Raw genomic sequence first — 12,900 nt, 5'->3', positions numbered from 1 at the left:
AAAAATAATTTACTTTCAAATTGTATTTATAAATTTATAAAATAACCTTTAAAAAAATATTATTTTACTATTTTAAGTACAAAATATTACATTATGTAACTATTTATAATATTTTTATTATTTAATATACAAAAAATATAATATAAATTTAAAATAAATTTATATTAATGGTATTTTAGTTTTATATTAATGTATGCTATAATAAATATATAACTTGATTTTATAGTTAGTCTAAAAAATAAATAAAATTTTAATAGTTTCATTTATCTTTTAACTTTTTTGAAGTAAAATCATGCGAATTTTTTACTAAGGAGGTAAGATTTGGATTTTTTAGATAGTCTTGTTAAGAATATAAATTCTTATCTTTGGGGACCTTATGTGCTTATAGCTTTGCTTTGCGGAACTGGCATTTATTTTACAATAAGGCTTAAATTTGTTCAATTATTTAAATTTAAAATAGCTGTTCGTAGACTTTTTGGTAGTTTTTCATTGCATGGAGATGCCGCTGGAAAAGAGGGTATGACATCTTTTCAGGCTGTTGCTACCTCTATAGCTGCACAGGTAGGAACTGGAAATTTAGTTGGTGCTTCAACAGCACTTATAATGGGAGGACCTGGTGCTATTTTTTGGATGTGGATAGCAGCTTTTTTTGGTATGGCTACAAATTTTGCTGAAATTTGTCTTGCTCAAATTTATAAAACTAAAGATGATAGCGGTCATACTATAGGCGGACCTGCTTTTTATATATCAAGAGGGCTTGGAGGAAAATTAGGTAAATTTTTGGCAGGTTTTTTTGCCATAGCTATAATATTGGCTCTTGGTTTTATGGGAAATATGGTTCAAGCAAACTCAATTACAGATGGTTTTGAAAGTGCTTTTGGTGTTTCAAAATATTTTAGTGGAGCTATTTTATCACTTATATGTACTATAGTTTTTATAGGCGGTGTAAAGAGAATAACTCGTGTCGCTGAAAAAGTTGTCCCTATAATGGCAATCTGTTATGTAATTGTAGGAGTTGCTATTATAGTTTCTAATGTTTCAGAAATTTCTTCTGTTTTTTCTTTGATATTTGAAAGTGCATTTAACCCTAGCGCTGCTTGGGGCGGTGCTACTGGAGCTACTATCTCATCTGCAATGCGTTATGGTATAGCAAGAGGTCTTTTTAGTAATGAGGCAGGTATGGGTTCAACCCCACACTCTCACGCCACAGCAAAAGTAAAACATCCAGTTGAGCAAGCTGTTCTTGGTGTAATGTCTGTTTTTATAGATACATTTGTTGTTTTAAATATCACAGTTTTTGTTATACTTTCATCAGGAGTAGTTGAATTTGTTGATGGTAAATCAGTTTATATAGGTATTACTCTTGTTCAAGAGGCGTTTTCTTCGCATTTGCTAGGACACACACTTGGTTATGCTTTTATAGCTATTTGTCTTTTCTTTTTCGCATTTACTACTATTGTTGGATGGTATTATTTTGGTGAGATAAATGTTCGTTATCTGTTTGGAAAAAAAGGGATAATATTTTTTCAGATTTGTGTTGTATTTTTTGTTTTTTATGGAAGCTTGCAAAAGGTAGATTTGGTCTGGGAATTGGCCGATATGTTTAATGGACTTATGGTGTTACCAAACCTTATAGCGGTTTTGATACTTAGCCCAATTGTTGTAAAGCTTTTAAAAGACTATGATGACAAAAAAGAATATAATAAAGATAATTATATAAAATAAGGATATTTTTGAAGGAAATTCTAATAACAAATGATGATGGTTATGAAGCTAATGGACTGATTGAATTAAGAAATGCTTTGCTAGAACTAGGAGATGTAAGGGTGACAGTTGTCGCCCCTAGTTCTGAAAAATCAGCTTGCGCCCACTCTCTTACTCTTACTAAACCTTTGAGATTTATAAAAATAGATGATGATTTTTTTAAGTTAGAGGATGCAACTCCTAGCGATTGTGTTTATCTTTCTTTTCACGCACTTTTTAACAAAAAGCCAGATTTGGTTATATCTGGTATAAATCATGGTTCAAATTTAGGAGAGGATATTACTTATTCTGGTACTTGTGGTGCTTGTATGGAAAGTATTTTGCAAGATGTTCCAAGTATTGCTTTTTCTCAATTTTATAAAAATAATTCACTAAGCGAGCTAGGCTTTGATCTAGCTAAAGATGTTGTAAAATACATAACCAAAAAAGTGCTTAACGGCGATGTGTGTTTGCCAAAAAGACAATTTTTAAATGTTAATATACCTAGCGTTAAAAGATCAGACTTTAAAGGTTATAAAGTAGTTCCAATAGGAAATAGAAAATACGGCACTGATGCTATGCTTAACCGAAATCCAAGGGGTGTTGAGTATTATTGGCTTGGGAACTTAAAACCTGATTTTACTCAAATAAATGAAGAAAATGATCTAAGTGAAATCAATGCAGGATATGCAACCATAACACCAATAAAAGTTGATCTAACAGCTTATGAAAGCATTGATAGTCTTAAAAAGGTTTTTTGACTTTAAACCTTTTAAGGCTTTTGATTATTCAGCTTTTTATTTAGTTGCTATGTTTATATAAATATTTATTTCTTGTTAAAAACAAATATTTTATTTTGTTAAGTTTTTCATCATATTAAGAGTTATAAAAAACATTATTGAATAATAAAGCCAAGATTAAAAATCTTTTTATAAAATTACGCTAAAAATTTAAGGAATTTTATGGATAAAATTGATAGGTTTACCCGTTCTAGATGGCTTTTTGAAGATGATTTTGATGTAATTTCAAATTCAAAAATCATAGTCTTTGGAGTTGGTGGAGTTGGTGGAATATGTGTTGATGCCTTGGCTCGCAGTGGTGTTGGTAAAATTATTGTGGTTGATAAGGATAAATTTGATATAACAAATCAAAACCGCCAAATTTATAGCGAAGCTGTTGGCAATATAAAAGTTGATGAGTTTAAAAAAAGATATGAAAATATTGAAGCTATTTGCGATATAGTAACACCTGAGTTTGTGGATAAATTTGATTTTTCAAGCTTTGATATCGTTATAGATGCTATAGATGATGTTCCGGCTAAGGTTGCTCTTGCTTTAAAAACTCATAAAAAACTCATCTCCTCGATGGGTGGAGCAAAACGTATAGATGCTACCCAAGTAAAGATAGCTTCAATTTATAAAACATATAACGACCCTTTTGCAAGAAAGATAAGATATGAACTTAAAAAGGCAAATTTTAAAGGTAATTATGATGTTGTTTTTTCAAGCGAGCTACCAAGATGTCAAAAACTAGGTAGTTTTATGGGAGTAACTGCTGTTTTTGGACTAAATTTAGCATCATTGGCTATTAGAAAGCTTTTAAATTCAAGTAAAATGGGTTATAATCAAAATAAAAATTAGGTAAATATGAGTAATAAAATTTTAGTTTGCGCGCTTGAACCATCTGCAAATTTGCATTTAGAGCAAGTTTTGTTAAAACTGAAAGATTATGAGCTTTTGGGTATTTTTGATGAAAAATTTGGAAAGCCTTATATGAAAAGCTCTGAGTTTTCAGCTATGGGATTTATTGAGGTTTTACCACTTGTTTTTAAGGCAAAAAAAGCCATGAAAGAACTTGTAAAACTAGCAAAAGATGTTGATAGTATTCTTTTAATAGATAGTCCAGCTTTTAATCTTCCTTTTGCAAAAAGCTTAAAAGAGGCAGGAGTTAAGGCTAAGATTACATATTATATACTTCCACAAGTTTGGGCTTGGAAAGAAAAAAGGGTGGCTAAGGTTGAACGTTATTGTGATAATCTAGCATCAATTTTGCCATTTGATGATAGGTATTATTCAAAAAGCCAGTATGTAGGCCATCCTTTGTTAGATGAGATTAAATTTAAAAAAACAGACATAAGCTCTAACTCGCAAATAGCTTTTTTGCCCGGTTCAAGAAAGAGTGAGATAACAAGACTTATGCCGATTTTTAAAGAGTTAGCAACACATATAAATACAAAAAAAGTTATTTGTGTGCCAAAACATCTTATGGATAGTTTGGATGAAATTTATGGTGATTTGAGTGAGTTTGAAATTTCAAACGACACGCCCAAAACTCTTTTTGAAAGTGAGTTTGCGTTTATATGTTCAGGCACTGCCACCCTTGAAGCGGCTCTTATCGGAACGCCTTTTGTTCTTTGTTATAAAGCTAAGGCCTTAGATGTATGGCTTGCTAGAAAGTTTTTGAAGATAAAATACGCAGGACTTGCAAATATTATTTTTGATTTTATAGGCAAAAGGGCTATTCACGATGAGCTTATTCAAGATGATGTTAGTGTTGAAAATTTATTAAAATCATACAAGGAGTGCGATAGAGATATATTTTTGTCATCTTGTAATGAGCTTAGGAATTTTTTAAAACATGGAAGTAGCCAAAATGTTGCAAATATGATAAATGGAGGAAAAAATGAGTGAACCTATGACTATTTATGGGTATGAAAAAATTGAAGCTGAATTAAAAGACTTAAAGCAAGTTCAAAGACCTCAAATAGTAAAAGAGATAGATGTTGCTAGAAGTTATGGTGACTTGAAAGAAAATGCAGAATATCACGCAGCTAAGGAAAAACAAGCTTTTATAGAGGCTAGAATTGCTGAACTTGGCGCATTGTTAACAAAAGCAGAAGTTGTGGATCCTAGTTCTTATGAGCATGATAAGGTTAGGTTTGGATCAAACGTTACTATAATGGATTTGGATACAGAAGAGGAAAAGGCTTATACTATTGTTGGTGTTAGTGAGAGTGATTTAGATAAAGGACTTATCTCTATAAACTCACCTTTAGCAAAACAATTAATAGGTAAAAGTGAAGGTGATGAGGTAACACTTAGACTACCAAATGGTGTTAAAGATGTTGAAATCATTGAGGTTTGTTATAAGCCGATTGAATTTTAAATAATTTTTTTGAGGATTAATGAGTAGTTTGTATGATATAAAAGATGGTGCTATTTTTGTTTCTGATGCACATGAGAACGAAAATAGAGATAAGCTTTTGGTTTTTTTAAGAGATATAAAAGATAAAAAGATACAGACTACTCAGCTTTTTTTACTTGGAGATATTTTTGATTTTATAACCGGTTACACCGAGTATTCAATGAAATTTTATGATGAACATATAAGACTTATAAAGGAAATTTCTAATGAAATAGAGGTTTTTTTTATAGAGGGAAATCATGATTTTAGAATGTCAAATTTATTTAAGGACACAAGTGTTAAGGTTTTTGAAATATCATCTCAACCGGTTAAATTTAAGGCATTAAACTCAAATATCGAGATAGCTCATGGTGATAATTTCTTACCATTTATAAGTAAATATGCATTGCTTTTTTTGCGTGTAAAATCATTTTTGGTTTTTATGAATTTTGTAGATAGGATATTTAATTTTAAAATTTCTAAGTGGATTTTAAATAAACTAAAATTTAAAAAACTTGATTATAAAATACCAAATTTCAAAGAGGTTATAGAACCTAAATTAAGTCATTACAATGCTGATTATGTCATTGAAGGACATTATCATCAAGGTTGTATTTTTGATATAGAAAATAAAAAATATATAAATTTACCATGTTTTGCGTGCAACCAAAGTTATTTTATAGTAGAATACGAAAATGATAAAATAAAATTCATTAAAAAAATCTGAAAGGACATTGATGTTTGGAGACGACGTATTGAAAACGGGTTCAAACGAGATGGAGCTTGTTGATTTTCGTATCTTTAAAAAAACAGATAAAAAAGTATATGAAGGTATATACGGTGTAAATGTTGCAAAAGTTCGCGAAATCATTAAGATGCCAAATCTTACAGAGTTGCCAGGAGTTCCTGATTATATAGAGGGTATTTTTGACCTTCGTGGAGTTGTTATACCTGTTATAAATCTTGCTAGATGGATGAATATAGTTGAGCCAACAGATGAAGTTAGTATAAAACCTCGTGTTATAATAGCTGAGTTTAGCGGCATACTTATTGGTTTTATAGTTCATGAAGCAAAAAGAATTAGGCGTATAAGCTGGAAAGACATTGAGCCAGCTAGTTTTGCATCTGGAACAGGTGCCGGGACACTTGATAAGGGTAAAATAACAGGTGTTACTCGTATAGAGAATGATGAAGTTTTGCTTATACTTGATCTTGAAAGTATAGTTGAAGAGCTTGGAATTTATTCTCCTAAGCTAGATGTTGAAATAGATGAAAGTAAAAAAATACGTGGTATTGCAGTTGTTTTAGATGATAGTGCAACAGCAAGAAAACTTGTTAAAGATGCATTAGAAAAAATGGGACTTACTGTCACAGAAGCAAAAAATGGAGTCGAGGGCTTAGAAAGAATGAGCGAACTTTATGATAGGTTTGGCGATGATATATCAAAAGAAGTTCGTGTTATTTTAAGTGATATAGAGATGCCTCAAATGGATGGCTATCATTTTGCTTCAAATGTAAAAAATGATGAGAGATTTAAAAATATACCTATAGTATTTAGTTCATCTTTAAGTAATGAATTTAGCGAAGTTCAAAGTAAAGAAGCTGGCGGTGCTGCTTACCTTACTAAATTTGATGCAAGTGTATTTTATCAAGAGGTGCTAAAAGTTATAGAGGCACACTCAAAAAATATTAATTAGGAGTGATTTATGGATGATATGAGAGAAATAATGGAAGACTTCTTGATAGAAGCCTTTGAACTTATAGAACAAATAGATCATGATCTTGTTGAGCTAGAGTCAAATCCTGAAGACCTTGAATTATTGAATAGAATTTTTAGGGTTGCGCATACAGTCAAAGGAAGCTCTTCATTTTTAAATTTTGATATTTTAACAAAGCTTACTCATCATATGGAAGATGTGCTTAATAAAGCAAGAAAAGATGAGCTAAAAATAACACCTGATGTTATGGATGTGGTTCTTGAGTCAGTAGATATGATGAAAGGTCTTTTGCATGGAATTAGAGATCATGGAAACGATACAGATGTTGGTATAGAGATAGAAAATATTTGTAAGCGCTTAACCGCTATATCAGAAGGCGATGATAGTAAAGCCTCTGCATCTCAAGAGACAGAAAAAGAGCCTGAGCCTGTTGTTCAAGCTGAACCAGAGCCAGAGATAAGTGATGAAGAGCTATCAAAGCTTAGTGATGATGAGGTTGAAGCCGAGATAGAAAGGCTTTTACAGGTTAGAAAAGCAGAAGATAAGGCTAGACGCGAAAGTAAAAAATCAGCTCAAAAAACAGAAGCTCCTAAGCCAACTCCCGCGGCAGCCCCTAAACTAAAAGAAGAACCTGCTAAAAAAGTTCCTGTTCAATCTAGTGGAGCAGTAGCACAAGAACAAACTATCAGGGTTGAAGTAAAAAGACTTGATCACTTAATGAACTTAATAGGTGAACTTGTTCTTGGTAAAAACCGTTTGCTTAAAATTTATGATGATGTTGAAGAGAGATATGAGGGTGAGAAATTCCTTGAAGAGCTTAATCAAGTTGTTTCAAGCCTAAGCATAGTAACTACCGATATTCAGCTTGCTGTTATGAAAACAAGAATGCTTCCTATAGCAAAAGTGTTTAATAAATTCCCAAGAATGATTAGGGACTTAAGCCGTGAACTTGGAAAACAGATAGATCTTGAAATTTCAGGTGAGGAAACAGAGCTTGATAAATCTATCGTAGAAGAGATAGGCGATCCGTTAGTTCACATCATTAGAAACTCTTGCGATCATGGTATAGAAGATCCAGAGGTAAGAAAAATTGCCGGTAAAAATGAAAAAGGTCTCGTTCAACTAAAAGCATATAATGAGGGCAATCATATAGTTATAGAGATAGTTGATGATGGAAAAGGTCTTGATGCTCATATGCTTAAAGCAAAATCAATAGAAAAAGGTATTATTACCGAAAGAGAAGCTGATGCTATGAGCGATAAAGAGGCTTTTGGTCTTATATTTAAGCCTGGATTTTCAACAGCCGCCAAGGTAACAAATGTAAGTGGTCGTGGCGTTGGTATGGACGTTGTTAAGACTAACATAGAAAAACTAAATGGTATTATTGATATAGATAGTGAAGTTGGTAAAGGTACTGTAATGAAATTAAAAATACCTTTAACTTTGGCTATTATTCAGTCTTTATTAGTTGGAACTCAAGAGGAGTTTTATGCTATACCATTAGCTAGTGTTTTAGAAACAGTTCGTGTGCCTATAGATGATATATATACAATAGATGGTAAAAATGTTCTTAGACTTCGTGATGAGGTTTTATCTCTAGTTAGGCTTTCTGATGTATTTGGTGTAAATAAAGTATTTGATGGTGGAGAACAAACCTATGTTGTTATTATAGGTGTTGCAGAAGCAAAGCTTGGTATTATAGTTGATACTCTTGTTGGACAAGAGGAAATTGTTATAAAATCAATGGGCGATTATTTGCAAAATATACATGGTATAGCAGGCGCTACTATACGCGGTGATGGTAGAGTTACTTTAATTATTGATGTTGCTGCTATGATGGAAATGGCAAAAGATATTAAAGTAAATATTAGAGCCGAATTGGATGCTGAATCTAAAAATGTAAAAGAAAAACCAAGTGATTATAAGGTTCTTATAGTGGATGATTCAAAAATGGATAGAACTATAATGCAAAAATCACTTGAACCAACAGGTGTGACTGTTATAGAAGCTACAAATGGTGTTGAGGCTCTTAGCTTAATAAAATCAGGAGAGCATGCATTTGATGCTATATTGATAGATATAGAAATGCCTAGAATGGATGGATATACCTTAGCCGGTGAGATAAGGAAATATTCAAAATATAGAAATTTACCATTAATAGCCGTTACATCTAGAACATCTAAAACAGATAGATTGCGTGGTGTTGAGGTAGGAATGACAGAGTATATTACAAAACCTTACTCTTCAGAATATCTTGAAAACGTTGTTAGAAAAAATATCAAGTTACCATAGGGAGTAAGATATGAGCAATAATAAATTAAATGAAGTCTTACAAAAGCAAAAAAAACAGATAGAAGGTCCTGAAGATACTAGAAGCGAAGATATTATTCAATTAGTCGGCTTTGTGGTTGGTGATGAAGAATATGCTATACCAATTTTAAACATTCAAGAGATAATAAAGCCGATAGAGTATACTCGTGTTCCAAGTGTTCCTGAGTATGTTTTGGGTGTATTTAATTTAAGAGGTAATGTTATACCTCTTATAGACTTAAGAAAGAGATTTGCTTTAAATGCAGGAAAGCAAAGTAGCAGCACTAGATATATTGTTATGAAAGATGATGAGAATATTGCTGGATTTGTTATAGATAGATTGACAGAAGCTATTCGTATAAATAGAAACAGGATTGATCCGCCGCCTGAGACTTTGGTAAAAGATAAAGGAATGATATACGGTATAGGTAAAAGAGATCAAAATATACTTACTATTTTAAAGGTTGAAAGCCTTTTAAAGCGTGACTTTTAAGGTTTGTTTTGATAAAACTCTGTATTTTTGACTTTGATTCAACACTAATGGATGGCGAGACTATTGATATTCTCGCCCAATCATATGGTGTTGGAGATGAGGTAAAAAATATAACAAAAAAGGCTATGGCTGGCGAGCTTGACTTTTTTGAAAGCTTAACCTCTAGAGTCTCTTTGCTAGAGGGGATGTCGTATTTTCTTGCAAAAGATATATGCGAGAATTTACCTGTTATGAATGGTGCTAAAGAGCTTATTGAAAATTTAAAAGCTAAAGGCATTAAGGTTATTGTATTTAGCGGAGGGTTTGATTTAGGCACCAATGCTATGCAAAAAAAATTAAATTTTGATGCTAGTTTTGCAAATATCTTGCACCAAAAAGATGGAAAACTTACGGGCAGAGTTGGCGGAGAGATGATGTTTGGCTTTTCAAAAGGCAAAATGCTTCAAAAAATTCAAAAAATAATTAATGTAGATATTTCTAATACTATGTGTGTTGGAGATGGTGCTAATGATATTTCTATGTTTGAGTATTCAAGTCTCAAAATTGCTTTTTGTGCTAATGAAATTTTAAAACAAAACGCTACACATTGTGTTGATAAAAAAGATCTACGAGAAATTTTAAAACTTATTTAGGTAAAAAATGTATAACAAAAATATTAATTTTTCGCTTTGGTGCGATTTTATTGAAAGAGAATTTTTAAATAACGAATTTGTTGATTTGATCAGCAAAGATATTATAAATGGTGCTACTAGCAACCCTGCTATTTTTAAATCAGCTTTCGTTGGAAGTGAAGCTTATAAGACAGCTATTAAAAATAGCCACAAAAGACATCCAAAAGATATATATGAAACTTTAGCTACTCAAGATATCAAAATGGCAGCTTGCAAGCTTTTAAAAAATTATGCAAATAATGATGATGGTTTTGTTAGCATTGAGGTTGATCCAAATTTGCATGATAATGTTAATGCCACTGTGGAAGAAGGTAAGAGACTTCATCAGATGATCAAAATGCCAAATGTTATGATAAAAGTTCCTGCCACAAAAGAAGGATTTGAAGCAATGAGTGCTTTGATGGCAGATGGAATTAGCGTAAATGCTACTTTAATTTTTTCTCCTGAGCAAGCTAGAGGATGTTTGGATGCCTTTAAAGATGGTGTAGCTCAGTATCAAAAGCGTTTTGTAAATACTATGCTACCACAAGGCGTTATAAGTATTTTTGTCAGTCGTTTTGATAGATTGCTTGATGATAAAATGCAAGAAAAAAGTCTCCCTAAATCTCAAATCGGCATAATGAATGCTACTAAAATATATCATATGATAAAAGATGAGAATTTAAGTAATGTTAGAGCTTTATTTGCAAGCACTGGTGTTAAGGGGAACGAGTTAAGGGCTGATTATTATGTTCGTGAGCTTATGTTTGAAAATACTATCAATACAGCTCCGTTGGATACGATAAAGGAATTTATAAAGCAAAAGGCTGAGCCAAAAGTAGCCACAAGTAAAGAAAATGTAGATAGTTTTTTTAGTGTTTTAAAAAATGCAAATATAGATCTTCAAACAGCTTATAGGGATTTGTTAAATGATGGTCTAAAAGCATTTGTTGTTGCATTTGATGACATATTAAAAGGATTAAAATAATGCTTGATAATCAACATGATGTTGATGTTTCCAAGCTTGATTTTAAGCTAAGAGATGAGCTTAATGCTTATTTAAGACAACTTATAGAGCGTGAAGGAAGTGACTTACATATTAAATCAAATAGCTATATTCGTGGTAGATTTAATGGCGAAATGCAAATTATGAGTGATAAAATTTTAAGTAAGCAAGACGGGATTACTTTAGCAAAAGAGTTGCTTAGAACAAATTTCAAAGATCTTGTAGAGCAAAGAAATGTTGATTTTACTTATAAATTAAATGATGATTATAGATTTCGCGTAAATATATTTTTTCAAATGGATGGCGTTTCTGCAGTTTTTAGAACTATTCCTACAAAACTTCCAACAATGGATGATTTAAAACTTCCACCTGTTATCAAAAAAATATGTGAAAATTTCCATAGAGGTATCATCTTGGTTACTGGACCAACAGGGAGCGGAAAAACAACAACCCTTGCTAGCATGATAAATCATATGAATAAGACAAAAAAAAAGCATATTATAACAATAGAAGATCCTATCGAATATGTTTATAGTGATGAACAGTGTCTTATAAATCAACGTTCAGTAGGGCAAGATGCCAGAAATTTCTCAGAAGCATTGCGAGCATCTTTGCGTGAAGATCCAGATGTTATATTGGTTGGTGAAATGAGAGATCTTGAAACAGTAGAAACAGCTTTACACGCAGCAGAAACAGGACACTTAGTGCTTTCCACTCTTCATACAGTAGACGCCAAAGAGACTATTGGTCGTGTAGTTAGTATGTTTTCTAAAGAGGAACAAAATAGGGTAAAAATGACACTTTCTTCCGTGCTTGCTGCTATAATTTCTCAAAGACTTGTAAAAACAAAAGATGGAAAAAGAAGAGCAGCTGTTGAGGTTTTGATTAAAAATATAAGAATAAGAGATATAATCGCAAACAACAGAGAAGATGAAATTTTTACAGCTATTTCTGAAAGCAAAAATACCTATGGTATGCAGACATTTGACCAGCATTTATTAGAGCTTTATGAAGAGGGCGTTATAGATAGAGAAGAAGCTCTTGAAAAGGCTAGTAGACCAAATGACCTTGAAATCAAAATAAAAAATTCAAATCTTGCTAAGCAAGAAAATGTGATAGGTGTTAAAAAGCATTCTCAAGATGATAGATTTAAAGATAGTATAATTGCACTTAAACAAATTCAAGATGGTGACTAATATAAAATTTATTAATTTTTAGGTATAATCCGTACCTATTTTTTTATGAAAGGATGACGATGTTAGAAGGTATCGTTAGAGAGAGTATCGGTAAGAAGTCTGCAAAGGCTTTGAGAAGAGATGGTTATCTAATCGCGAACATTTATGGTAAGGGATTAGAGAATGTTGCAGCAGCTTTTAAAGTAAATGAATTTATAAAAGAAGCTCGCAAAAAAGAGACCCTTGCATTTGATGTAAAAGTTGGCGAGAATGTATACAAAGTCGTTATCGTTGATTATCAAAGAGATGCTGTTACAAATAATTTAAAACACGTTGATCTTAAAGTAGCTATTCCTGGTCTTGTTTCAAAATATCTTATACCTGTTAAGCCTTATGGCACTCCAATAGGTCTTAAAAACAAAGGTGTTTTAATACAATCAAAAAGACGTATAGCTGTTAAGTGTACTGCTGAGAATTTACCAAACTCTTTTGATATTGATGTTAGCAAACTTGATATAGATGATACTATATTGGTTCGCGATATTGTTGTTCCAGATGGTGTTACTATGGTAGATGCTGACCGTATAGCAGTTCTTGGGGTAATAAAAGCTAGATAAAAGAA

Annotated in this window: 13 protein-coding genes; all 13 read left to right on the top strand. The window is 31.9% G+C overall.

Annotated elements, in window-relative coordinates:
* Positions 1 to 321 precede the first annotated feature (321 nt).
* Positions 322 to 1,725: an alanine/glycine:cation symporter family protein gene (locus CPIN18021_RS07705; RefSeq protein ID WP_078423832.1), complete on the top strand. Its 1,404-nt coding sequence runs from the start codon at positions 322 to 324 to the stop codon at positions 1,723 to 1,725.
* 8 nt (positions 1,726 to 1,733) lie between these two features.
* Positions 1,734 to 2,504, top strand: a complete 771-nt coding sequence (gene surE, locus CPIN18021_RS07700) for a 5'/3'-nucleotidase SurE (RefSeq protein WP_078424765.1) — start codon at positions 1,734 to 1,736, stop codon at positions 2,502 to 2,504.
* A 201-nt stretch (positions 2,505 to 2,705) separates the two neighbouring features.
* Positions 2,706 to 3,383 (top strand): tRNA threonylcarbamoyladenosine dehydratase, encoded by a 678-nt coding sequence (locus tag CPIN18021_RS07695; RefSeq protein WP_078423830.1) that lies wholly within the window; start codon positions 2,706 to 2,708, stop codon positions 3,381 to 3,383.
* 6 nt (positions 3,384 to 3,389) lie between these two features.
* Positions 3,390 to 4,433, top strand: a complete 1,044-nt coding sequence (lpxB, locus tag CPIN18021_RS07690) for a lipid-A-disaccharide synthase (RefSeq protein WP_078424764.1) — start codon at positions 3,390 to 3,392, stop codon at positions 4,431 to 4,433.
* Positions 4,426 to 4,908, top strand: a complete 483-nt coding sequence (greA, locus tag CPIN18021_RS07685; protein ID WP_069638251.1) for a transcription elongation factor GreA — start codon at positions 4,426 to 4,428, stop codon at positions 4,906 to 4,908. The genes lpxB and greA overlap by 8 nt, the downstream gene beginning before the upstream one ends.
* A 19-nt stretch (positions 4,909 to 4,927) precedes the next feature.
* The gene (locus tag CPIN18021_RS07680; RefSeq protein WP_078423828.1) at positions 4,928 to 5,653 is read left to right on the top strand and encodes a UDP-2,3-diacylglucosamine diphosphatase; all 726 of its coding nucleotides are present in this window, start codon (positions 4,928 to 4,930) and stop codon (positions 5,651 to 5,653) included.
* Between the two features lie 10 nt (positions 5,654 to 5,663).
* Entirely contained in the window at positions 5,664 to 6,623 is a 960-nt protein-coding gene (locus CPIN18021_RS07675; RefSeq protein ID WP_078423827.1) for a chemotaxis protein, read from the top strand.
* Positions 6,624 to 6,632: 9 nt separating this feature from the next.
* Positions 6,633 to 8,936, top strand: coding sequence for a hybrid sensor histidine kinase/response regulator (locus tag CPIN18021_RS07670; protein ID WP_078424763.1), 2,304 nt, complete (start codon positions 6,633 to 6,635; stop codon positions 8,934 to 8,936).
* A 10-nt stretch (positions 8,937 to 8,946) separates the two neighbouring features.
* Positions 8,947 to 9,447, top strand: a complete 501-nt coding sequence (locus CPIN18021_RS07665; protein WP_078423825.1) for a chemotaxis protein CheW — start codon at positions 8,947 to 8,949, stop codon at positions 9,445 to 9,447.
* An 8-nt stretch (positions 9,448 to 9,455) separates the two neighbouring features.
* On the top strand, positions 9,456 to 10,079 hold the full coding sequence (serB, locus tag CPIN18021_RS07660) for a phosphoserine phosphatase SerB (RefSeq protein ID WP_078423824.1): 624 nt from the start codon (positions 9,456 to 9,458) through the stop codon (positions 10,077 to 10,079).
* A gap of 7 nt (positions 10,080 to 10,086) precedes the next feature.
* A complete protein-coding gene (locus tag CPIN18021_RS07655; protein ID WP_078424762.1) occupies positions 10,087 to 11,085 on the top strand; it encodes a transaldolase in 999 nt (332 codons plus the stop codon).
* Positions 11,085 to 12,299, top strand: a complete 1,215-nt coding sequence (locus CPIN18021_RS07650; RefSeq protein ID WP_078423822.1) for a type IV pilus twitching motility protein PilT — start codon at positions 11,085 to 11,087, stop codon at positions 12,297 to 12,299. Before CPIN18021_RS07655 ends, CPIN18021_RS07650 begins: the two co-directional genes overlap by 1 nt.
* 59 nt (positions 12,300 to 12,358) lie before the next feature.
* Positions 12,359 to 12,895 carry a 50S ribosomal protein L25/general stress protein Ctc gene (locus CPIN18021_RS07645; RefSeq protein WP_078397804.1) on the top strand — a complete coding sequence of 179 codons (537 nt, stop codon included), beginning with the start codon at positions 12,359 to 12,361 and terminating at the stop codon, positions 12,893 to 12,895.
* Positions 12,896 to 12,900 lie beyond the last annotated feature (5 nt).

This window comes from Campylobacter pinnipediorum subsp. caledonicus, assembly GCF_002022005.1.
GTDB classification, from domain to species: domain Bacteria; phylum Campylobacterota; class Campylobacteria; order Campylobacterales; family Campylobacteraceae; genus Campylobacter_A; species Campylobacter_A caledonicus.
This window is presented reverse-complemented; position numbering and strand designations above follow the sequence as displayed.